Raw genomic sequence first — 22,412 nt, forward strand, 5'->3', positions numbered from 1 at the left:
TGATCCCATCGATTAAAAACTATGTCATTGTCTGACAATTTCATTGCATTTTAAGCCAACTCATTTAAAAACAATACTAAAATCAGATGAATAAAAGCTTTGAATATTCTTATATTTTATTAATAAAAAAAGCTCAAATTTCTAAAAATTCAAGCTTTTACATAATCTTCTTACTAAATTTAATAAGTTAGTTTCTAGTGCATAATACCTTTATAAACAAAATAACTGCCGACCACGACTAACAAACAAGCAAAGCATTTTTTTAACATTTGCGGTGATAGTGCATGAGCAACCTTTGCTCCAAGCTTCGCTGTGACAAAACTCATGATACTAATGCCAATAAAAGCATAGATATGCACATAACCAATCGTATTAGGCACTGAAATTTGTTCTTTCGCACCAAACCACATAAATCCAATCGCTCCTGCAACTGCGATTGGTAAACCGCAAGCAGCAGAAGTCGCAACTGCTTTTTGCATCACCACGCCATGACAATTTAAATATGGCACGGTTAAGCTTCCGCCCCCAATTCCAAAAATTGCAGAGGCAATGCCAATGCCACCACCCGCCATAAATTGCATGGGTGTTGAAGGAAGCTGACGTGTTGGGTCAACAACGACATGTGCTCCTTTAAACATTCGATAAGCCATAAAAACTGCAAAAACACCAATAAGAAGTTGCAAATGCTGACCAGACATCAAGTCGGCGATGCCTGCCCCTAAAAATGAGCCGATCACTAACCCAGGCGCTAAATTACGAAAAACAGGCCAAAGTACCGCACCCTTTTTATGATGAGCAGAAACAGAACTAAAAGACGTCACGATAATCGTTGCAAGCGATGTTCCAACTGCAATATGCATGATTACCGCGGGGTCATAGTTTAGCTGGGTAAAAACCACATAGAGGATTGGTACAATAATTAGTCCACCGCCCACCCCAAACAATCCGGCAGTAAAACCAGCAATTGCGCCAATGAGTAAATATATGATTAACTCCATAAATGTTTTACCACTCTGCTCATATTCAACATGGATTTAGAGACTCGCCAACTACAACAACTTTTAAGCGCAAAAAACCAGCTTCCAGAAGTGGTTTTATTAAAAGCAACCACAACTTCGACCAATGATGATATTCGTGAAATTGCCCAAAAAGGCATTACAACAGGCTTGGTTTGCAGTGCTCAACAAACTCAAGGGCGAGGCCAACATCAACGGCAATGGATTTCACCTGAAGGAAACATTTATTTAAGCACATTGGTGCAAACTCGAACACCCTTAGATGGTCGCTTAGCACTTGAAGTTGCTCTAAATATTCTACAAATACCGCAGTTACAACCTTTAAACCTGCAAGTGAAATGGCCAAACGATTTATATAGTACGCATGGAAAATGGGGTGGAATTTTAGTTGAACCGCTTTCTCAGCATCAGGCTATTGTGGGTGTGGGCATTAATTTAAAAACACCACCAGTGACAGATAGCGATCAACCGATTACCTCTCTAAAAGATTTAGGCTTAGAGCAAATGAGTCGTCTTGAGTTAATTTCAGAGCTTTATGTTGCAATTCAAAATGCTGCTCGCTGGTTTGATCATGGCTGCTACAATTTGGCAGGACGTTTTAACCATCATGCGGCATGGATCAACCAGTTAGTTCAGTTCGAACATAGTCAAGGACTGCTACATGGTCGTTTTGTGGGGATTTCCAATGAAGGTGCGGTAATTATTGAAACACCAGAACCACAGCAGTTTTATCAAGGTCGTTTAAGACCACAGACCACTCAGTAAATAGGTGTTTTCTCCATGAAAAGTTTATGGCTTGATATCGGAAACACTCGTCTAAAATACTGGATTACTGAAAATCAGCAAACTATTGAGCATGCAGCCGAGCTACATTTACAGTCTCCTGCCGATTTATTACTGGGATTAATCCAACACTTTAAACATCAAGGTCTGCATCGAATTGGAATTTCATCGGTACTCGATACTGAAAACAACCAACGTATTCAGCAGATTTTAAAATGGCTTGAAATTCCCGTGATCTTTGCCAAAGTTCACTCGGAATATGCAGGCTTACAATGTGGTTATGAAGTACCAAGCCAACTCGGGATTGATCGCTGGTTACAAGTCTTAGCTGTAGCTCAAGCAGATGAAAATTATTGCATTATTGGTTGTGGTACAGCGCTCACAATTGACCTAACGCAAGGTAAACAACATTTAGGAGGTTACATTCTTCCTAATTTATATTTGCAGCGTGATGCTCTGATTCAAAATACCAAAGGCATTAAAATTCCAGACTCAGCTTTCGATAACCTAAACCCAGGCAATAACACCGTTGATGCAGTACACCACGGTATTTTATTAGGCCTCATTAGTACCATCGAAAATATTATGCAGCAATCTCCCAAAAAGCTGCTGCTGACTGGTGGCGATGCTCCACTTTTTGCCAAATTCTTACAAAAATATAATCCTGTTGTAGAAACCGATCTTTTGCTCAAAGGATTACAACAATATATTGCGCATTATCCTAAAGACTAAAATACAGAAAAAATAAAAGGCGCTATATGCGCCTTTTATTTTATGGATTTATTTCTTTTGGTCATTGTTACCAAAGAGTGGTCCCATTCCGCCGCCACCGCCGCCGAATTGCTTTTGCATATTGCCTAAAGAACGCATCATTTTGCTCATACCAGATGGATTCGCAAATTTCTTCATCATTTTAGCCATTTGCGCTTGTTGCTTAATAAGTTTGTTCACTTCAGCAACATCCATACCGCAACCTGCCGCAATACGTTTTTTACGACTTGGGTTCATTAAGTCCGGATTACGGCGCTCTTTAACAGTCATTGACTGGATAATAGCTTCCATCTTCTTAACTTGTTTTTCTGGGTTCGCTTGCTCAATCGCTTGCTGAATTCCTGCACCGCTCATGCCAGGCAACTTGTCTAAGAAGCCCATCATGCCGCCCATTTTTTTCATTTGCTCAAATTGCATCAGCATATCTTCAAAGTTGAAGCTACCGCCTTTTTGCAATTTTTTCGCCATTTTTTCGGCTTTTTCTTTGTCGATTTTGCGTTCAACTTCTTCGACTAAAGAAAGTACGTCACCCATACCTAAAATACGTTGAGCAACACGGTCCGGATGGAATGGTTCTAAAGCATCAAGCTTCTCACCCATACCTAGGAACTTGATTGGCTTACCAGTAATGGCACGCACAGAAAGCGCAGCACCACCACGTGCATCACCATCAGTTTTAGTAAGAATTACACCTGTAAGTGCTAAAGCATCATTGAATGCTTTGGCTGTATTGGCAGCATCCTGACCTGTCATGGCATCAACCACAAACAAAGTTTCAGTCGGTTTAACTGCTGCGTGTAATTCTTTAATTTCGTCCATCATATCTTCATCGACATGCAAACGACCCGCTGTATCGACAATCAACACATCAGCAAACTGGATTTTTGCCTGTTCAATTGCACGATTAACGATATCGATTGGCTTTTCAGAAGGATCTGAAGGAATAAAGCCTGCGCCAACTTCATTTGAAACAGTTTCTAACTGTTTAATTGCTGCCGGACGGTAAACGTCGGCAGAAACAGTCATTACTTTTTTCTTTTGACGTTCTTTTAAGAAACGTGCCAACTTGGCAGCAGTTGTTGTTTTACCTGCACCTTGTAAACCAGCAAGTAATACTACAACAGGAGGTTTCGCACTTAAATCAAGTGTTTCATTCGCCTCACCCATCATCTTGGTGAGTTCGTCATAAACAATTTTTACAAATGCCTGGCCTGGTGATAACTGAGTCATCACTTCTTGGCCCAATGCCTCTTCCTTAACTTTCGCGATAAATTCACGAGTTACAGGTAACGCGACATCGGCTTCAAGAAGTGCCATACGTACTTCACGTAAGGTATCTTTAATATTGTCTTCGGTCAGCTGCCCTGAGCCAGTAACATTTCTTAAACTCTGTGTGAGTCGTTCTGTTAAGGTATCAAACATTGCAAAATCCGCTTAAAATGGCTAGTTGCAAAAAAATCTTTCTCGAAATAGAAAATTTATGCATAGAATGCTATAGGATACTTTAGTTCGCAGCGAATTTATATCTTATATAGATGAATTAATCCTGAAAAAGGTTTGACATGATTAGCCTCCCCTTGGTTTACACAATTTTGGCACTCATCGCATATACCACTTCTTTCTGGTATCTGTTTATTCGTTTAATGTCAAAACGTGAACCAAACCCATGGTTATTTGCATTTGTCGTAACATTGGCACTGCTACTGCACGGTACAGTTTTATGCCATGGCATGCTGACTCCAGCCGGAATTAACTATGATGTCTTTAATTTAGTATCTTTTACATCATGGCTTATGTTGTTGTTAAGTTTAATTTTTAGTACTTTTCGTCCGATTGTACCGTTAAATTTATTAGGCATTCCTGTAGCGGCCATTGGTCTTATTTTAGGTTTTGCCTTTAGTCGACCAGATCAATTTATTGAGCAACATTCGCTAGGTCTTGATACTCATATTATTCTTTCACTTTCGGCCTATGCAGTTTTACTGATGGCAACCATACATGCGATTTTAATATGGTTCCAAAATCGTGAACTCAAAAAGAAACAAAAAAAACGTTTCTGGGTCAATTTACTCCCGCCGATTCAGGCGATGGAATCTTTACTATTTGATCTGATTATTACTGGTTTCATTTTATTAACGATTGCGCTTGCATTTGGTTTTTTAACAATTGATAGCTTCTTTGCTCAGCATCTCGCTCATAAAACCGTATTTAGTATTATTTCTTGGTTTATCTATGGCTCATTATTGATCGGCCATTACAAACTCGGATGGCGAGGTCAAAAAGCGATTCGCTTTACTTTAATCGGTTTCGTGCTTTTGGCGATTGGATTTATCGGTAGTAAATTTGTACTTGAGATGATCTTGGGTCGCTAGCTAAATTAAAATTTAATCGATACTAGACAGCGTTATACATATCCCGTATAACGCTGTTTTCGTTTTACTCAGGTGACACAGACTGTGAAACTCATACTCGCTCCAATGGAAGGTTTAACTGACCCGATCATGCGGGATACACTCACATCTGTTGGTGATTTCGACTGGTGTGTGACAGAGTTTATTCGAGTTACAGACAGCATTTTGCCAGACCATATTTACTATAGTTTTTGCCCAGAATTAAAAAATGATGGTAAAACAGCAGCTGGTACACCTGTTCATGTTCAGTTCCTAGGGAACAACCCAGATATGCTGGCAGCAAATGCTGCAAAAGTCGTTGAACTAGGTGCACCCGCAATCGACCTTAATTTCGGTTGTCCTGCAAAAACCGTTAATCGACATCGCGGTGGTTCAGTACTTCTTGATGAACCAGATGTGGTACATCTACTCATTAAAGCTGTTCGAGATGCAGTACCTGCGCACATCCCTGTTTCAGCAAAAATGCGTTTAGGTTATCTCGATGAAAACCACACCATGGAAAATGCTCATGCGGTTGAAGATGCCGGTGCAAGCTGGTTAACCGTACACGCTCGAACTAAAGCAGATGGTTATACGCCACCCGCTTATTGGGAAAAAATTCTGCCTATTAAAGAAGCTTTGAAAATTAATGTCATTGCTAACGGTGAAATTTGGACCAATGCTGATGCTAGGGCTTGCCAGCAACAATCTGGGTGTGAAGACCTCATGATTGGCCGTGGTGCGGTGACTACTCCAGATTTAACCCAATGTATTCGCCAAAATATGGATGAAGCACTATTTACTTGGGAACAACTCGTTGACTTACAAATTCGATTTTTAAACGGTCAGGCAAAAACAGAAATTGGAATGGTAGGTCGTTATAAGCAATGGTTAGGTATGATGACCAAAGCTTATCCACAAGCAAAAGAATTATGGGACCAAGTGAAACGTATTAAAGCTTTAGAGGAAATTGTTCAACAATTAGAACACACCAGATCAGACAATATTTAACTCGGTATAGCCATAAAAAAGAGGGCGATTATTTTCATAGTCGCCCTCTCGTATTTCAGGTTAAGCTATTTTTCTTTTTTAAAAGCCGCTTACTTTCATTTTAAAGTCAGTTACAGAAACGCCAGTGACACCAAAACTCCCCATTGAGCCATTAGGTAAATTATTAAACGTTGTTGTATTTTGGCTCCCTATATTTCCTAAAGTGACATTGTTAAGTGAAGCATCAAATTTACTAGATGCGCCTGTATTTCCAAAAGTTAATCCAGTCGAATCAACACCTGCATAAAAACCATCTAACACAAAACCGGTTGAGGTATTTGTTCCTGCAAATTTAAATCCAAATGTTGCACCTGTATTATCGGACACTAAAGTAATTGGACAACCCGCGGTAGCAGAACAAATAGATTGAATTGCCCCACCAAATTTAACCATGACGGACTGCGCAGCATGGCCAAGTTGAATATTTAAACGGGGTTTATTGGTTGATACAAAGTTAATATCCAGATTTCCACTAGAACGAATAATTTCTTTTACACCCGTATTCACTGTCGTTCCCGAACTAAAAATTGATTTGGGTGCATAGCTCGTTAGTGCGTAATCGGATGGACTAGATAAAGATGCGCTTGGAGCCAAATAAACTGAGAAAGGTAAAAGTCGAATACCGTTTACATCATTCCCCATCGATATAACTAAATTTAAAAACGGATTCCCACCACCCGCGTCGGCATCGATTGCAATATTAAAAGAAGGATTACCAGATACGGCAGCTTTAATAAACTCTATACCAGGAACCGGATTAGTAGAGTTTCCAGCAATGACAAAACCAGCCTTACTGTTATAAGACGTTGAAGCAATACCATTAGTATCAATGAGCGCGACTTGATTAAATTTAACACTATCAGCTTGAATACCTAAGGTTAAACCATTTTGGCCCGTCGCTGCTGCAAGGCTTTGGTCATCCAAAGGCTGCATTGCAAAAATATTTGAACTACTGGCAAGTAGCAGCCAGAACCCTATATTCTTATTCTTCATGTCGCTCTAATCCTTAAGAGACAAACGTTTATTATTTGTTCAGACTATCAGAATAATATTCAACTACAAAGCAATTATCCCTATAACCCGACGAATGCAAATCCAATCACACTAAAATAAAATTTATATAAAAAAGCAGCGATTAACGCTGCTTACTTTAATTAGTTAAAGGCGCCATTTCTAGGCACAATACTAAAGCTACTATTTAAACGTCCACCAGTAATTGCAAGCTCACCTAAACGCGCTCCAGCTCCTGTTGAAGGCGGATAGAAATTAATATCTTTAACACGTAATGCGCCGTCAATACTCTTATCAGGGTTAAAATAAACCGCCGTATTTACGCCAACTTTACCTAAACCACTTGTTGTATCTTTACCCACAACCAAAGCAGTATTAAACGCTAGCTTTCCGGTAATATTATCAAAGCCAATTGCAGAACCATCAATCGGATCACTAATTTGAACCGTATTTCCAGTTGCAGTCGCAGGCATTGTAAAATCGCCCAGTACAGTTAAAGCACTACCATCTGCAATTGAACTATTTGGCACAATCGATAAGTTAAGATCACCACCTAAGCGTAGTTTTAAACCAAATAAGACATCATTATTTTTGGCAAAATTATCAATAGGTGAAGTACAGGAACCTGTCGCTGGGCAAGTTTTATATTTAGCTCCCGGTAAATAACCTGCTGCAATTTCTGTTGATAAAGCAAGTAGCATCTCTTTTAAACTAATATTGAGACTGCCATTTTCCAAACCGATACTTCCATTGCCTTTAACGAACATATCGATATTACGTAACCCCATGTAATAATCAGTAGGGCTACCGCCATTATTGGCATTTGGAGAACCATCAATTAATAAAATTGAGGTTGTTTTGGTTCCAGTCGCATCACGTCCCGTAGTTCCAGCAGCTATACCGATACCTAAACGCGAAGTCATTCCAGAGGTCGCCACGACATTTCGAACAGGCTTACCATTTGCATCTTTGGTATAGTAATAAGCACTATTTGCAGGTGCATCTAAACCATATACAGCAGCATTAGCATTTAAGTTATAAAAAGGTAAGGCTAAGCCCCACTGGTTATTTGCACCATTGTCCGCAAACTGATTGGCAGCCGCGACATTCGCACTTGTCGTAAAACGACCGCGTCTTGAAAATGCCTGAAACTCTGCACCACGCATCGCAAGAATTAAACTAAATGGATTAGTCACCGTATCACGGTGAATATTATGCTGATAATCAGCAGCTGTCGTTAAAGTGCCTGATCCTAAACGAATTGCATTTAAAGTCGCGTTGTTTGGCATTAATAATGTTTTTGTATCAGCGAGATTTAAATAAATATTTCCGCTGTCGAAATAACCGCGAGTAGCTGAGTTAAGACCTGTTAAATTACCAAATTCGAAACCATAAGCATTCAGACCTGCTCCACCAATTTCTAACGTGGTTGCTTTACCATCTGAACCTAGCATTGAGTCATTATCTTTAGTGAACTCACCTTTCATACGAAAGGCAATTCCAGAATTACCTAAAATGCTATTACTTGAACTGGTACCTGAAGCGGTATTTGCCGTACCTAATATTGTTGTATCTGACGTACCATCCATACCACGGACTTGTAAATAACTATTTACCATACGTCCGCTAGCACCTAAACGAATCAAACCTTTCGCATTTTGTGGACTATTGGTTGCATCTAAAGCATAAGGATTAGTTTTATCGACATTGGAACTTAGCATGACCTCAATATTCAGGCCTGAATTAGTTACTTTCCCACTGCTATCTACATATGTACCTGCAGTTAAACCAGAAGCTGAATCTGCTACACGGTTAAAATCAACATAGCCATAGGTACTATTCGGCGTTTGCCCTACGCTAGCGACGTTAGTTCCAGTATTTGTTTGTAAAACTACGCCACGAGTTGGGTCAATCAACATTGCCCCTTTACCAACAAAATTAAAGTTAAAATTTCTTAAAATTAATTGATTTAACTGGCTGTGCGCATCCACTTGACCTAGATAAATATTGGCATTATTAATACCGAGCGTCATGCTGGACTGACTATTTGCATTAAATAGACCGTCTTGGGTGGTAAGTGCCAAATTTAGTGGAGAAGTTGTTTGAATAGCCAACTGCCCCATTGTCGGTGAGCAAGTAGCAGAGTTATTACATACTTTAAAACTATTTACAGTAATGAGTGATGGACTGCTTTGCATAGAAAAGTCGAGTCCAGTTTTACCCGTAGTTGGATTGCTCCCTACATCTAACCGATAATTTGTACTTAAAGGTTGACTAGATGCATTACTTTTTTGAACTTTAATCCCGCCTGCTTGTGCTCTTAAGACCTGATCAGCACTGCTAGATGTACCTGCATGATCATCCCAGTAAGCATTATCAATATTGATTTCATTGAACGTCGTTTGAATCGAAATTCCATCTTGTCCATTAACAGCACTCAAATCAGCATCTGTTAAAGCTTCTAAAGCAAAAACATGTCCGCTCACTAACAACATGCTGGTTGTTAATGCGTTTAAAATAAACTTTGAGCTGTGATTTTCTTTATTTTTTTTCATCACTTCAGTTCCTTTGAAATCTACATTAACCTTAACAACGAGGATGGCTGCCATCACAGCTAAAGACCATGACTTTTCCTTGAATAGCCAAGTTTCCATTCATCATCAGGCCCATAAAACCAGTTTCACGTCCATGGTCATATGCCGATGGTGTCGCTGTAGCAACTTGCTGATTCGCACTATTAGCAGTCGCTGCATAAGTTGGCTTTTTGAAATATGCATAATCATACATATTTGCGCTCGACCCTTGCGCTATTGTTGAGCTGGTAAAGTTATCTTGCTCAATTGATAAGGCATTAAAACCAAAGTTACGAATTAAAATTGGCTGTGATGCACTAAAACTCAGTTGAATCGCAGGCTTAATCATTTCAGTATTGTTTTTATCCAAATACTTTAAATCAGCGCCATCTAAACCCATTTTTTGAATATTTAAAGTACCTTGTACACCTTTAAATACAAGCCATAGTTTATTGCCACTATCACTATTTTCAGCCCAACCACTTGGTTTCGACGGATCTGCCTGTACAAAACGTTTGTTAATTGCCAACCCAATATGACAGAACTCTACATTCTCACAGACACCACCACTACCATTGTCAAATACACCGTTAGCCGTCTGGTTTAAATTAAGCATTAAAGATAAATCAGCACCTGCTTGGCCATTTATGGCCTGTAATGCGTCATTATCTAAAGTTTGTAGCTCTGCATGAGTAGCGGTTGCACAAAGAGCGAGGATTAAGGTACTTATTTTTTTCATATTACGCTCCTCCTCTTATAGGCCTTTAGTTGTTAATTTAAGGTGCTGAATTAATACACCATCAATAACAGCTGAACCTAAATTATTTATTGGGCTAGAATTTATAACAGGAGTTGGCGCCTGATTTAATGTTGGAAAAGTTGTACCTGTCATTCCATTATTAGCGCCAATTAAATTATTTACTTCGTTATTTGCTGCGGTTAACCAAACAGCTGAAGAGTTTGCCCAAACACGGTTTGCTATTGAACCATACATAGGCGTAGTTCCAGAAGTGCTACTACAACCAATAGTTGTAGAGCATGTAGCATCAGCAGGCTTTGTTGTTGGAGCTAAAATTGCCCAAGGTGTAGAACCATTATTATATTCCCACTGATATAAATATCCTGTTGTACCAGCACCACAAATAAATAGAGTACAACTATAAGACTGAACCCACGTCTGAGTATTTACTCCACGTTGTTTATAATGTACTTCAGTCATCTGATTTGAAGAAGTTGTTCTTGAAACCGTACCAGAATTTAACTTACCAAACGAAATACCCACTGCTCCTTCATCTGTTGAAGCTCTTAGAGTTTTTCCACCATCCTCACTAAAGGCAGTACCAATGGTAATACTACTGTGTGTCGCATTATAGCCTTGGTAATTTTTACCGCCTAAAGTTAGTTGGTCACCACATTGATAAACATTACAAGTTGAGCCTTTATAAGAGGTATCCGCACCGCTATAGTCTGTATAAATTTGTTTATAAATTTCTGGCTTATTCGCAATACGGGCAATTTCTAAACTAAAGTTTTTACCATCAGAACCTAAAATCAAAGGCTGATATAAAGTACCTAATACAAGATTAATATTTGGGTTATAAAGATAAACACCCTCGTTAGCATCAAAAGTAGGTGCTACGCCACCATTAATTGCAGGTGTAATAAGATTTCCACTATCGCTCGTTTCACGTGTACTCAAACGTAAAATTCCAGCATTCGATAAACCTGAAGCATCCCACGTTTTTGTGGCCGTTTTACTATCTGTACGTGTACGTTTTTCTACATAATACCGACATCCCGCTGAGGTACCAAAACTTCCTGTTCCGCCATTATTACAATCACCTGTTGTGCTTGTACTTAATGTTGAATTGGCACCTGCATGAATAAGAGTCCACGGAGAAGTAGTAGATCCCTCTGTTAGAGAACTTGTAGTAATAGCCTTAACATCCTTGCTATCCCCGCTATTCAAACGTATAACTCCAGCAATCCCCAAAGTATTATTATAAAAAGGGCTCATGCCTCCACTAGTTGTGGCTCCACCTAAAGTTTGAAATACCTGTAAACGACTACCATTTAGACTAAAATTATTCCAAATCCCCTGTAGACGAAGACGATTTGCCCGTGTTGCATCAGTACTTGTACCAATTAAACCATTTGAGTCGCCATAATTAAATTGATCTGCTGCCCCATTTATTTTATTCGGATTTCGAACGAAGATATCGGACCATAGACCTAGCTTCAACTTATAAGCATCTATACCCGCCGTATCTTTTGTTCCAATCTCATATAAAGGCGCTTCCAAAGCTAGATAGGTTAATTGACAAGTAGGATCAGTCGTACCTGTACAATTATTTGCACTAAAATTCGGCACTGAATTTTCAGTGGCAACTTTAAATATCCAAGGGTTAACAGCTGTACCCCAACTTGAAATTGCGGCAGCCGCATCAGTAGAGGCAATACGGGTGTTAGTATTATTATCAGATTTAGAAAGAGCTAAGCCATAAAGATAAATATCAGCTTTACCCACTGCACGGTCACCTGAATCAACCGAACCGTTTTTATTGGTGTCTGCCGAAGTCATACTTAATGGACCTACAGGTACGTAATTGATATAACCCGTATCTTTAGTGCGGTCGGTTAAAATTTGGTTTGTAGTTTCATTCGCTCCAGCTCCACGAAATACCATATAAGTATTTTGAGGCAAAATAGCGATACCTTCACCAGTGGTTTCACTTAAACCTGCATCAGAAAGTTCTTCGAGAGCAAAACTTGGCTGGCTTATACAAAAGCCAATTAAACTTGCCAAAACGGTTTTTTGAAACCTTACCGTATAATTAAGTGTAGTCATCTTGACCTTCCTGTTTATACGATGCCGCGCACCATATTTATTTTTCTTTAACAATCCTTGATGCTAGGTGAATTTTTCCTTTTCCCCCTAGACTAGAAGGCAAATCTAAATAGATATTGCCAACCCTTCCACATTTCCATTATGCGCAATATTTGCACGAATGCAAAAAAAAGAGCTTAAAAACTTACTTTTCCGATGAATGCAAAATTTAAACTACACATTCATACTTAGCAGAACTTTAAACTTCCGTAGCAGTTTGGAGCAAAAGACTGGTTAGCCAATTGTAAATTCTGTAATTCTAGTACTGCTGGTCTCGCGTTTGATAAATCCCTTGTCCCAACATTAAAATCACCACCAATACAATTTACAGCCAAGAAACCACAGTTTAATGGATTCTGGGTTAATTCTTTGCTCACCTCAGTAAGGGCATCTCTAATAGTATCTGTTTTAATAACGACACTATTAGTCGGGTCAATTCGACCAATATCTATTGGATTTGATAACTCTAGCCACCAACCACGCATTGCTGTTGATACTGTTCCAGGCCAACGTATATCCTGTCCCTGCATCGATAATGATAATGGACTACCACTCAAATTAATTTTATGGATATAACCTAAATTTTCTAACAACGGCACTGTTACAGGTAAATTATTAATGGTCCCGCGAAGATTACCATTTAACGTAATTCCCCCAAGGATATCAACATCAGCTGCCAATGTACCCGACAAGTCAATCCCATTGACTATAGCAGAGGCTAATAAATTTACACTGCTCATCCGTTGTCCGGATACGATTGATTGTGGTAATGATAACTGCGCTTTTTGTGTAGGAGACAGTGTTATATCATAAGATTTAGTCTGGAAATCAAGATTAAATCCTGCTCCCAATGCAATTTCACCTCTAGCTTTACCTGTAATTGCCTGATTAACACCACAACCCGCAGGAGATGGATAGACGCCACAAGCAGGACTACCTGTTTGGGTAATGCGTGCAGCCTCAACAGTCGCCGCACCAACTTGGGGTGCTACTACCATATAACCACTTAAACTATTAATACCATTTGGTGTAGCTGAGTTTTCTGAACCAATAGTTAAAAGCCCCTCAACTGCTTCAGCACTCAAGCGAATACCAGCTACTTCACGAGTTGATGCACTATTTGGGTTTTTTATTGCCAATTCGAAAAAAGGATTTGTCAGTTTAGCATCGCTTGCCACCCGGCCCTCGCGTGTATCTGCTATACCACTTAAACTAACATTATCAAAATCAATATCACAGCCGCCTGCACCATTTACCCCACCACAACCTAACTGTAGTTTACGAACATTGGCATTAATTTCTAACTCGGCCTCTAAACCTAATTTATAAAATCCTACATTACTATTGCTATCACGCAATTTTTCCAGATTTGCAGAATCATTAGGTGCAATATAAGACATACTCATCAAGGCTTGGCCCCGAGTTGCTGATAGTTCCGAATCTGACATAGGAACTAATGTCGAAGCAGCATAAGCTGAAGAAAAGCATAAGCTTCCGAGTGTTAAGAGTGCTACTCGAAGAGACGTAAACTGTCGCATGGCCGACCTCCGTATCCGTGGGGGCATAATCCTGTTTAATTTCTTTTTATTTGGCCTATCTACATTTGATTATGTATTTAACTAAACATTATCAAAGAGAGCCTATATCTACTCTATTTGCTTTTAAATTCTGTGATACAGAGCAAAAAACAAATCAATCATTGATCATTTTATATCATTTTTTACAAAAGAAAACTGTCGTTTATCATAATTCCGATAAACGCTTCTCGTAAAAATTTTATATATAAAATTGGGCCACCTCAGTGACCCATCATTATTAAAACTATTATTCAGCTAAGAAAATTATGTTTTAGGAAGAGTAACACCTGTTTGGCCTTGGTATTTACCACCACGGTCTTTATAAGAGGTTTCACATACTTCATCACTTTCAAAGAATAGCATTTGCGCTACGCCTTCCCCTGCATAAATACGTGCAGGTAAATTAGTCGTATTTGAGAATTCTAAAGTAACGTGACCTTCCCATTCAGGTTCTAAGGGAGTCACATTTACAATAATACCGCAGCGAGCATAGGTCGACTTGCCTAAACAAACGGTCAACACATTGCGAGGAATACGGAAATATTCAATTGTACGCGCTAGAGCAAATGAGTTTGGTGGAATAATACAAACGTCAGATTCAATATCGATAAAACTTTTGTCATCAAAATTCTTTGGATCAACAATTGCAGAATGTACGTTTGTAAAAACCTTAAATTCACGGGCACAGCGTACATCATAACCATAGCTAGAGACCCCGTAGGAAATCAACTTTTCACCATTTTCATCAAAACGGACTTGATTCTCTGCATAAGGTTCAATCATGCCGTGTTTTTCGCTCATCTCGCGAATCCAACGATCAGACTTAATAGCCATGTATTTTCTATCCAAAAGGTAATTTCATTGATTGCGACGTACTTTAACGTAAAAAAGCAATTATGAAAACAACGCTTGAGCTACTCTTCTCGATAAGAATAGCTCAGCTGTACATTTAAAGGTTCAGTAAAGCAGAATAACTAATTGGAATTGAAAAGCTGACCAAAACAAGAGAGGCCGTTCTTTGTAAATTAGTTTGATTTAACCAACCCACTTTCTTAGATGCTAAAACCGATCCCAAGAAGATCCAGAACAATGCAATTGGGGTAATAAGTGCTAAATAAGCCATCATATGAATTAAATAAATATGAAAATTACTCCATGCAGCTACCGGAAAAATAGCTGAAGCAAAGAGTAAGGCTTTGGGATTTAATAAAGTTGCACAGAATAATTCACGAGCACGAATCGTAGGCTGATTTAATTCAACTTCTTGATTTGCCGTATGCCATAACTTAATGGCTAAGAAAATAATATAACAAGCACTCAATAGCTTTAGAATAGGCGGCAGCATTGGTAGTGTGCTAGACACTTTTCCAATCAACATTCCCCATGCAGAAATAGAGATCACGTAACCCAAAACTTCTGCTGGAATAAGTTTTACTGACTTCCTTAAACCCACTTGCACGCCCGAAGAAGCGAGTAGTGTATTGGTTGGACCAGGAGTAAGTAAAATTGTGGCTACTAAGCCAATAAAAAGCCATGAAATCATTGAATGACCTCACAATATAGTCATCTCAGATTAATAGATATCCTGTTACAAGGCAAAAGGTAATTGTAAGACAAAATTTTTAAAATTATTTTTATCATCTCAATAAAATTCATAAAAACAAATATTTATAAAATTATTTCAAAAAGTAAAGAAGAAAACTTTACGGTCAGTTGTGATGCTTTTCAAATAGATTACGCATTAAGTAACATAAGTATTTTTATTTTAAGTCTATTTTTCCATCAAAAGTCTTTATAATAAAAAATATATAGTAATGGTAAGTTTAAATTTTAAGCTTTTAATAAGTTTCAATTCTTATATTATTTCTGATTTTTTATATAGAGCACCGCGCTCTACTACCTTAATGATTATGGCAAAGCACTTTTTTCAATCTTGGCTTCCCTCCCCCGAGAAAGTTTCGAATATGAAATTTCTAAGGATTTTTGGTCAAAAGACCCTTAATCCTGTGCTTTGGTATATCAATCGAAAATCGATTACCCGAGCTGTTTTTGTCGGAACTTTTTTTGGTTTACTCCCTATTCCTTTTCACAGTGTATTTATTGTGATGGCGGTCTTACTATTCGAAGTAAATTTACCCATTAGCTTAATGCTCGCTTGGTTAAGTAATCCTCTTACTCTAGTTCCGATTCTATATATTGGTTTTTGGTTTGGTGCGCATATTTTTCATGTGCATATGATCAACAAGGAAATGCTACTGGGTGTATTGCATCAAATTTCTCGCTGGATCACTCATTTCGGCCATGGTCATATTGATTTTAGTCTTGCGAAAATCTTGATGACAGGTCTAGTCGTAGAAGCTTTTGTATTTGCCGTTATTTTATATATATGCACAGAAATTTTCTGGCGTTGGATGGTCATAAAAAACTGGAAAAGTAGACATCGTCGTAAAAAGCAAGAAGAGGTTTTATAAAAACTCCTCTCTTCTTGCATAAGTTTAAATCATCATTTTGATAGTTTTGATTTCATATACTCTTCAGCCACATTAAGTACATACTCTTGGCAAGCCTCTCCCGTACCTGGGTCATAAGCTCCATTATTGGTAATATTATTAGATAAGATTCGAATACCGAGGAAAGGAACATTAAACTGGCTTGCGATTTGTGCAACAGAAGCTGCTTCCATTTCCTCAACAGAAGTGCCATAACGCTGATGGAAAAATTGAATACGGTCTAGCTCATTATTCCAAACATCTGCTGAACCAATCGTTCCTTCAACCACTTCGCCTTTATCATAACGAACTTTATGGGCCGCCATTAATAACTCTTGGTCACCTTCAAATTTGCGTATTGCAATAGGTTCTGGATCAGATTCATCTGTTGGCAAAACATCAAAAGCCTCATTCCATGTGAGTGAGTCTGAACCAGCACCTACTGGCTGTTTAGGCGTTCTAAATGCTCCAATATTGGTTGCATATTTTCCTAAAACAATATCGTAAACATGTAGATCTGGGTCGTGTCCACCTGCTGTTCCCTGATTAATAATCGCAATCGGTTTATAACGTTCAATAGCTAAAGCCGTCGCAGCAGCTGAGTTACTCATCCCCATACGGGTTTTAGATATAATCACTGGATATCCGTTATAGGTACCCTTCCAGAATTTCCACCCACCGATTTCTTCAACAGTCTTATTCTCCAATTTTGAAGCCATTCTTTCCGATTCTACTGGCAAAGCACCCTGAATAATGATCGGCTGTAATTTCTGTTTTTGTTCCTGAACGGTTGGTGTTTGTGAGACAGATGAGTTGTCATCATTACATCCCACTAAAAATAAAGCGCTACATAAACTGATTACGCCAAAAGCACATTTAAATTGCATTTTTCACCTGTTTCTTTGAAAAAGAAGCGTAAAGTAGCAATGTACATGCCAATTACAAGTTTAGCTTTGTTATTAGGTTTCAGTAATTTAAATTTTTCTTTTAATCAGATGATAAAAAACCCGACTTAAAGCCGGGTTTTAATAAATTAGAAAATACGCTTATCATCACGTGCACGCTGAGGAACTTTCTCAATCTGTTGCCACACCGCTTTAGCAATATCGATATAGCTATCAGCTGCGTCATCCATTACCACCACACTCGGTTTGCCCTGATCCGCATGTTCACGTATTTGAGCATTTAAAGGTAAACGGCCTAGCAATGGAATATGGTATTGATCGGAAAGCTTATCACCACCACCGATACCAAAAATTTGCTCTTCATGCCCACAGTTTGAGCAAATATGAGTCGACATGTTCTCAACAACACCTAATACCGGAATGCCAACTTTATTAAATAACTCAATTCCTTTGGTCGCATCTAACAAAGCAACATTTTGTGGTGTAGTCACAATGATTGAACCTGTAACCGGAATACGCTGTGCAAGCGTGAGTTGAATATCACCAGTACCCGGTGGCATATCAATCATGAGCACATCTAAATCTGGCCAAAGTGTTTGATTAAACAATTGCATTAGAGCGCCGGTTGCCTTTGGTCCACGCCATGCAACAGGTGTGTTGTTATCGCCAGTGAGATGCCCAATAGAAAGTACAGCCATACCATAAGCATCTAACGGTACAAAATTTTCACTTTCAATAAGTGGCGTTTTACCTGCGTTGCCTAGCATTGTCGGAATACTTGGACCATAAATATCAGCATCCAATACCCCAACCTTAAGTCCCATTTTTTGCAAGGCAAGTGCTAAATTGACAGTAGTTGTCGATTTACCAACACCGCCCTTTCCTGATGAAACTAAAATAACATTCTTAATGCGAGGATGAAGTGGGACATCTCTTTGTTGCGGAGCAGCTTTTTGAATCGGTGGATTATTTGGATCTGGTTCTGATTTAGGTGAAGCATCAAGTACAGGAGGTAAGTTCGAACTTTCTTGTGCAGGACGCTTTTGTTGAACTACGTGTAAGTTAAGTTCTTCTATACCGCACTTTTCTAATGCACCAGCTAAGTCATCATGGATTTGCTGCAAATGCTCTTTTTCATCAGGAAATGTATTAATCGTAAGTTGTAACACACGACCCTGAACTTGGAGCTGGCTAATGCGATCTTTTAAAGCATCTTTTGAATGCGGTAATAAATAATTCTGGAGTACGGTTTGGATTTCATCTTCTTTCACTTCTTGTGCGGGTGAAAAAACGGACTTTAATGAAGAAAGCCAAGACATATTGTTTACTCCAAAAACAGATCATTACAGCTTAATGGAGATAGTGTAACAGTATTGCTCCGCACTCGCTCACCTTGGGATGAATAATTACTAACTTCACATCTCATCTTTTAGGTAAGGAGTACGGATTTTAGTTTAAAACAACTTATTCAGCAGAATCATGATTCTTTAGCTTGTTTAATTTATCGGTTGCCGTTTTCTTTAACTCATCAAGTTTTGCCGTTGCTTGAGTTTTCAACTCATCCAATTTGGTAGTAGCTTCTTCCTTTAATTCCGCAGCTTTGGCTTTAGCATCGTCAAGTTTATGGGATGCCTCTGTACGTAAATGATCAAACTTGTCTTGTAGAGTATGCTGAGCATCCTCAAGTTTGCCTTTCAAGTTGTTTGCTTTATCTTCAAGAGCCTCTTTACCAGAAGCTTGCTTCTCTTTTACATTTTCCTTTAAATCGTCCAAAGCTTTTTCACCTTGTACTTTTGCATCGGCTGCTTTTGCCTTTAATTGGTCTACTTTATCTTCAACTGCTTCTTTACCAGCAGCTTGCTTCTCTTTTACATTTTCTTTTAAATCATCCAAAGCTTTTTCACCTTGTACTTTTGCATCAGCCGCTTTTGCCTTTAATTCGTCTAATTTATTTTCAGTAGTCATCGTTGTTATCCTCATAGTTAATTAAAAAAATTACTTGAATAAGTTATTAGTTATACATCGTTATGGCTTATTTTCTGACCGTAACTGCAATTTGAAACAAAGACAATACAGGAAGATTCAAATATTTTTTGATTTGTTTATCTGTTCTAAAGAGAAACATTTCTGAGCAAAAATCTATTTTAGTCGAAACCTCTTACGCCAAGCCCAAGATTATTAATCTTTGCTTATCTCTGTGCATCAGTTAAAATCTTCCACCTTATAAATACGAATGAGAGAATGAAATCCGTGCGTAAAATTTTAGTCACTAATGCCCTCCCTTATGCTAATGGTCCAATTCATATGGGTCATTTACTCGGTTACATCCAGGCAGATATCTGGGTTCGTGCCATGCGAGCAATGGGTCATGATGTGACTTATGTATGTGCGGATGATGCTCACGGTACTGCCATCATGCTACGTGCCGAAGCAAATGGTATTAGCCCAGAAGAACAAATTGCGAATGTTCAAAAAGAACACATCCGTGATTTTGACGGTTTTGGCGTACATTTCGATCATTACGATTCAACGCATAGCGATGCTAACAAAGCACGCTCAACAGATATTTATATTAAGAATCGTGAAGCTGGAAATATTGCAGTTCGTCCTGTAACTCAATTATTTGACCCAGAAAAAGGTATGTTCTTATCTGACCGTTTCATTAAGGGTACGTGCCCCAAATGTAAGTCAGAAGATCAATACGGCGACTCATGTGAAGTCTGCGGTACCACTTATAATGCGACCGAGTTACTTAACCCTCGTTCGACTTTAAGTGGTGCAACACCAGTTGAAAAATCATCAGATCACTACTTCTTCAAACTTCCTAACTTCGCTGAATATTTGCAGAAATGGACCCGTGATGAAGGACGTTTACCAGTTTCGATTGCAAACAAACTTGATGAATGGTTTGAAGCTGGTTTAGCAGACTGGGATATTTCTCGCGATGCCCCTTATTTTGGTTTTGAAATTCCAGATGCGCCAAACAAATATTTCTATGTTTGGGTAGATGCCCCAATCGGTTATATGTCTAGTTTTGAAAACTACATCAAAACTAAACGCCCAGATTTAAACTTTGATGATTTCTGGAAAAAAGATAGCCAAAACGATGTTTATCACTTTATTGGTAAAGACATTGTTTATTTCCATGCTTTATTCTGGCCTGCAATGCTTGAGGGCGCGAACTACCGCACTCCAACTGGCTTGTTTGTAAACGGTTTCTTGACTGTAAATGGCCAAAAAATGTCTAAGTCACGTGGTACTTTCATTAAGGCCGAGACTTACTTACAGCATTTAAACCCAGAATATTTACGCTATTACTTTGCATCTAAGCTTTCAGATAAAGTTGAAGACTCCGACTTGAATCTTGATGATTTTGTTCAAAAAGTAAATTCAGACTTAGTAGGTAAAGTTGTCAATATTGCTAGCCGCTGTGCGAAGTTCATCAATAGCAACTTTAACAATACTTTATCTGTTGACTGTGCAGAATCCGACTTAGTACAAAGTTTTATTGATGCAGGTGATTCAATCGCGGCTGCTTATGAAGCACGTGAATTCTCTACAGCTATTCGTGAAATTATGGCGTTAGCTGACCGCGCAAACCAATATATTGATGAGAAAAAGCCTTGGGCACTTGCTAAACAAGAAGGTCAAGAACAACAAGTTCTTGATGTATGTTCGGTTGGTATCAACTTATTCCGTCAATTAGCTGTGTACTTAGCTCCAGTTCTGCCAACTTTAGCTCAGCAAGTTCAAGATTTTTTAAAACTTGAAAGCTTCGATTTCGAGTCACGTAAACAAGTTCTTTTAAGCCATAAAATTGCGCAGTTCCAACCTCTTATGCAGCGTGTTGATCCAAAAGCTGTTGCAGCTATGGTTGATGCTTCTAAAGAGTCTTTAGGTGCTCCTGCTCCACAAGCAACTAAAGCAGCGAAAAAAGAGAAATCTGCCGAGAAAAAAGCAGCCCCTACTCCAGCAGTGGGTGAAGCTGAAATTATCGGTATTGAAGACTTCTTAAAAGTTGACTTACGTGTTGCTCAGGTTGTTGAAGCAGGTACAGTTGAAGGTTCAGATAAATTACTTCAACTTACTTTAGACGTTGGTGAAGCTGAACCACGCAATGTATTCAGTGGTATCCGTAGCCAATACGCACCAGAAGACCTCAAAGGCAAATTAGTCGTGATGGTTGCTAACCTCGCACCACGTAAAATGCGTTTTGGTATTTCAAACGGTATGGTACTTGCTGCTGGAAATGGTGAAGGTATTTTCATTATTTCTCCAGATAGCGGTGCAAAACCTGGCGATAAAGTTTCTTAATCTAGATTCATAAAAAAGCTCCCTAAATTGGGAGCTTTTTTATTTTGAATATCTAAGTTTTAAACAAGCACAAATAAACAAATTTAAATTACGACCATGGCCACCCTTCACAAGGATTATTAAACAAAACATGTATGTTTCCTAATTCCTCATTTGTTAAATAACCATTCTTATTTTCATCCAAATAATTAAATAACTCTGTTTGCTTGTTTTCACCTTGAAAGCGTTTATCGCTCGGCCAGTTGTACGGATAGAAATCTTCAACCCTTTGAAATTCTTTTAAACTATACATTCCATCATGATTTACATCGTACTTTTCCTGAAAAAGCTTCCAATCTAAAGAGGCAGGTTCGCAAGCACTTACCACATTAAAAATGCAATAAATGATACACCCTACCAATAACTTAATAATTGGATTGCTCACGATTATTGGCTTGTAAGTCGGAAATCTTATAGTCTTTTTCGTGCACAGGTGTACCAACAATACTCATGGTCCGTTCATTTGCTGGTTGCTGCTTGCTCATCGTTCTCATCTCACATCCTGTAGTTAAGATGAGAAAAACTACAGAAATGCTCACCATTAGTTTTTTCATAACGTGATCCTCATTTCTTTTTGTTTTATTTATTAAGTTACCACTTTTTAAAT

At 38.6% G+C, this 22,412-nt stretch carries 20 protein-coding genes; 6 read left to right on the forward strand and 14 right to left on the reverse strand.

Annotated elements, in window-relative coordinates; translation table 11 throughout:
* Positions 1-194 precede the first annotated feature (194 nt).
* Positions 195-998: a sulfite exporter TauE/SafE family protein gene (locus F931_RS14525; RefSeq protein ID WP_016142061.1), complete on the reverse strand. Its 804-nt coding sequence runs from the start codon at positions 996-998 to the stop codon at positions 195-197.
* 30 nt (positions 999-1,028) lie between these two features.
* Here F931_RS14525 and birA point away from each other — a divergent pair, with 30 nt between their 5' ends.
* Both birA and coaX read left to right on the forward strand, forming a co-directional pair.
* Complete coding sequence (gene birA, locus F931_RS14530) at positions 1,029-1,781, forward strand: biotin--[acetyl-CoA-carboxylase] ligase (protein ID WP_016142062.1); 753 nt, start codon at positions 1,029-1,031, stop codon at positions 1,779-1,781.
* Between the two features lie 15 nt (positions 1,782-1,796).
* Complete coding sequence (coaX, locus tag F931_RS14535) at positions 1,797-2,531, forward strand: pantothenate kinase (RefSeq protein WP_016142063.1); 735 nt, start codon at positions 1,797-1,799, stop codon at positions 2,529-2,531.
* 48 nt (positions 2,532-2,579) lie between these two features.
* Here the strand turns inward: coaX and ffh are convergent, their stop codons facing one another.
* Positions 2,580-3,992 carry a signal recognition particle protein gene (gene ffh / locus F931_RS14540; protein WP_016142064.1) on the reverse strand — a complete coding sequence of 471 codons (1,413 nt, stop codon included), beginning with the start codon at positions 3,990-3,992 and terminating at the stop codon, positions 2,580-2,582.
* Between the two features lie 140 nt (positions 3,993-4,132).
* Here ffh and F931_RS14545 point away from each other — a divergent pair, with 140 nt between their 5' ends.
* Both F931_RS14545 and dusC read left to right on the forward strand, forming a co-directional pair.
* The gene (locus F931_RS14545) at positions 4,133-4,942 is read left to right on the forward strand and encodes a cytochrome C assembly family protein (RefSeq protein WP_016142065.1); all 810 of its coding nucleotides are present in this window, start codon (positions 4,133-4,135) and stop codon (positions 4,940-4,942) included.
* A gap of 84 nt (positions 4,943-5,026) precedes the next feature.
* Positions 5,027-5,971, forward strand: coding sequence for a tRNA dihydrouridine synthase (gene dusC / locus F931_RS14550; protein ID WP_016142066.1), 945 nt, complete (start codon positions 5,027-5,029; stop codon positions 5,969-5,971).
* A gap of 78 nt (positions 5,972-6,049) precedes the next feature.
* On the opposite strand, the gene F931_RS14555 is transcribed toward dusC, so the two are convergent.
* The 7 genes from F931_RS14555 to F931_RS14585 all read right to left on the reverse strand — a co-directional run bounded on the left by F931_RS14555 (position 6,050) and on the right by F931_RS14585 (position 15,601).
* Positions 6,050-7,003 carry a DUF6160 family protein gene (locus F931_RS14555; RefSeq protein WP_016142067.1) on the reverse strand — a complete coding sequence of 318 codons (954 nt, stop codon included), beginning with the start codon at positions 7,001-7,003 and terminating at the stop codon, positions 6,050-6,052.
* Between the two features lie 161 nt (positions 7,004-7,164).
* Positions 7,165-9,576, reverse strand: coding sequence for a DUF6160 family protein (locus tag F931_RS14560; RefSeq protein ID WP_016142068.1), 2,412 nt, complete (start codon positions 9,574-9,576; stop codon positions 7,165-7,167).
* Positions 9,577-9,607: 31 nt separating this feature from the next.
* The gene (locus F931_RS14565) at positions 9,608-10,333 is read right to left on the reverse strand and encodes a DUF6160 family protein (RefSeq protein ID WP_016142069.1); all 726 of its coding nucleotides are present in this window, start codon (positions 10,331-10,333) and stop codon (positions 9,608-9,610) included.
* 15 nt (positions 10,334-10,348) lie between these two features.
* Positions 10,349-12,442: a hypothetical protein gene (locus F931_RS14570; RefSeq protein ID WP_016142070.1), complete on the reverse strand. Its 2,094-nt coding sequence runs from the start codon at positions 12,440-12,442 to the stop codon at positions 10,349-10,351.
* 227 nt (positions 12,443-12,669) lie between these two features.
* Positions 12,670-14,019 carry a hypothetical protein gene (locus F931_RS14575; RefSeq protein WP_016142071.1) on the reverse strand — a complete coding sequence of 450 codons (1,350 nt, stop codon included), beginning with the start codon at positions 14,017-14,019 and terminating at the stop codon, positions 12,670-12,672.
* 303 nt (positions 14,020-14,322) lie between these two features.
* A complete protein-coding gene (gene dcd, locus F931_RS14580) occupies positions 14,323-14,892 on the reverse strand; it encodes a dCTP deaminase (RefSeq protein WP_003653416.1) in 570 nt (189 codons plus the stop codon).
* 115 nt (positions 14,893-15,007) lie between these two features.
* Positions 15,008-15,601 carry a LysE family translocator gene (locus tag F931_RS14585; RefSeq protein WP_016142072.1) on the reverse strand — a complete coding sequence of 198 codons (594 nt, stop codon included), beginning with the start codon at positions 15,599-15,601 and terminating at the stop codon, positions 15,008-15,010.
* Between the two features lie 361 nt (positions 15,602-15,962).
* On the opposite strand from F931_RS14585, the gene F931_RS14590 reads away from it, so the two are divergent.
* The gene (locus F931_RS14590) at positions 15,963-16,529 is read left to right on the forward strand and encodes a DUF2062 domain-containing protein (RefSeq protein ID WP_025470372.1); all 567 of its coding nucleotides are present in this window, start codon (positions 15,963-15,965) and stop codon (positions 16,527-16,529) included.
* Positions 16,530-16,561: 32 nt separating this feature from the next.
* On the opposite strand, the gene F931_RS14595 is transcribed toward F931_RS14590, so the two are convergent.
* The 3 genes from F931_RS14595 to F931_RS14605 all read right to left on the reverse strand — a co-directional run bounded on the left by F931_RS14595 (position 16,562) and on the right by F931_RS14605 (position 19,417).
* Positions 16,562-17,434 (reverse strand): 5'-methylthioadenosine/S-adenosylhomocysteine nucleosidase, encoded by an 873-nt coding sequence (locus tag F931_RS14595; protein ID WP_016142074.1) that lies wholly within the window; start codon positions 17,432-17,434, stop codon positions 16,562-16,564.
* 146 nt (positions 17,435-17,580) lie between these two features.
* Entirely contained in the window at positions 17,581-18,771 is a 1,191-nt protein-coding gene (gene apbC, locus F931_RS14600; protein ID WP_016142075.1) for an iron-sulfur cluster carrier protein ApbC, read from the reverse strand.
* 145 nt (positions 18,772-18,916) lie between these two features.
* The gene (locus tag F931_RS14605; protein ID WP_016142076.1) at positions 18,917-19,417 is read right to left on the reverse strand and encodes a hypothetical protein; all 501 of its coding nucleotides are present in this window, start codon (positions 19,415-19,417) and stop codon (positions 18,917-18,919) included.
* Between the two features lie 285 nt (positions 19,418-19,702).
* On the opposite strand from F931_RS14605, the gene metG reads away from it, so the two are divergent.
* Complete coding sequence (metG, locus tag F931_RS14610; protein ID WP_016142077.1) at positions 19,703-21,766, forward strand: methionine--tRNA ligase; 2,064 nt, start codon at positions 19,703-19,705, stop codon at positions 21,764-21,766.
* Positions 21,767-21,854: 88 nt separating this feature from the next.
* Here metG and F931_RS14615 read toward each other — a convergent pair whose 3' ends face one another.
* Positions 21,855-22,190, reverse strand: a complete 336-nt coding sequence (locus F931_RS14615; protein ID WP_025470373.1) for an EF-hand domain-containing protein — start codon at positions 22,188-22,190, stop codon at positions 21,855-21,857.
* Positions 22,171-22,359 (reverse strand): NF038215 family lipoprotein, encoded by a 189-nt coding sequence (locus F931_RS22525; RefSeq protein WP_016142079.1) that lies wholly within the window; start codon positions 22,357-22,359, stop codon positions 22,171-22,173. Before F931_RS22525 ends, F931_RS14615 begins: the two co-directional genes overlap by 20 nt.
* Positions 22,360-22,412: the final 53 nt, after the last annotated feature.

It is taken from the genome of Acinetobacter pittii ANC 4050, from assembly GCF_000399685.1.
GTDB lineage: Bacteria > Pseudomonadota > Gammaproteobacteria > Pseudomonadales > Moraxellaceae > Acinetobacter > Acinetobacter pittii_E.

Bases quoted from the DNA above. Each gene is read 5' to 3' on its own strand.
- F931_RS14605 (WP_016142076.1), bottom strand. From the start codon at position 19,417: ATGACTACTGAAAATAAATTAGACGAATTAAAGGCAAAAGCGGCTGAT.
- F931_RS14595 (WP_016142074.1), bottom strand. From the start codon at position 17,434: ATGCAATTTAAATGTGCTTTTGGCGTAATCAGTTTATGTAGCGCTTTA.
- coaX (WP_016142063.1), top strand. From the start codon at position 1,797: ATGAAAAGTTTATGGCTTGATATCGGAAACACTCGTCTAAAATACTGG.
- F931_RS14555 (WP_016142067.1), bottom strand. From the start codon at position 7,003: ATGAAGAATAAGAATATAGGGTTCTGGCTGCTACTTGCCAGTAGTTCA.
- birA (WP_016142062.1), top strand. From the start codon at position 1,029: ATGGATTTAGAGACTCGCCAACTACAACAACTTTTAAGCGCAAAAAAC.
- F931_RS14565 (WP_016142069.1), bottom strand. From the start codon at position 10,333: ATGAAAAAAATAAGTACCTTAATCCTCGCTCTTTGTGCAACCGCTACT.
- ffh (WP_016142064.1), bottom strand. From the start codon at position 3,992: ATGTTTGATACCTTAACAGAACGACTCACACAGAGTTTAAGAAATGTT.
- dcd (WP_003653416.1), bottom strand. From the start codon at position 14,892: ATGGCTATTAAGTCTGATCGTTGGATTCGCGAGATGAGCGAAAAACAC.
- F931_RS14525 (WP_016142061.1), bottom strand. From the start codon at position 998: ATGGAGTTAATCATATATTTACTCATTGGCGCAATTGCTGGTTTTACT.
- F931_RS14560 (WP_016142068.1), bottom strand. From the start codon at position 9,576: ATGAAAAAAAATAAAGAAAATCACAGCTCAAAGTTTATTTTAAACGCA.
- apbC (WP_016142075.1), bottom strand. From the start codon at position 18,771: ATGTCTTGGCTTTCTTCATTAAAGTCCGTTTTTTCACCCGCACAAGAA.
- F931_RS14575 (WP_016142071.1), bottom strand. From the start codon at position 14,019: ATGCGACAGTTTACGTCTCTTCGAGTAGCACTCTTAACACTCGGAAGC.
- F931_RS14570 (WP_016142070.1), bottom strand. From the start codon at position 12,442: ATGACTACACTTAATTATACGGTAAGGTTTCAAAAAACCGTTTTGGCA.
- F931_RS14585 (WP_016142072.1), bottom strand. From the start codon at position 15,601: ATGATTTCATGGCTTTTTATTGGCTTAGTAGCCACAATTTTACTTACT.
- F931_RS22525 (WP_016142079.1), bottom strand. From the start codon at position 22,359: ATGAAAAAACTAATGGTGAGCATTTCTGTAGTTTTTCTCATCTTAACT.
- F931_RS14590 (WP_025470372.1), top strand. From the start codon at position 15,963: ATGATTATGGCAAAGCACTTTTTTCAATCTTGGCTTCCCTCCCCCGAG.
- F931_RS14545 (WP_016142065.1), top strand. From the start codon at position 4,133: ATGATTAGCCTCCCCTTGGTTTACACAATTTTGGCACTCATCGCATAT.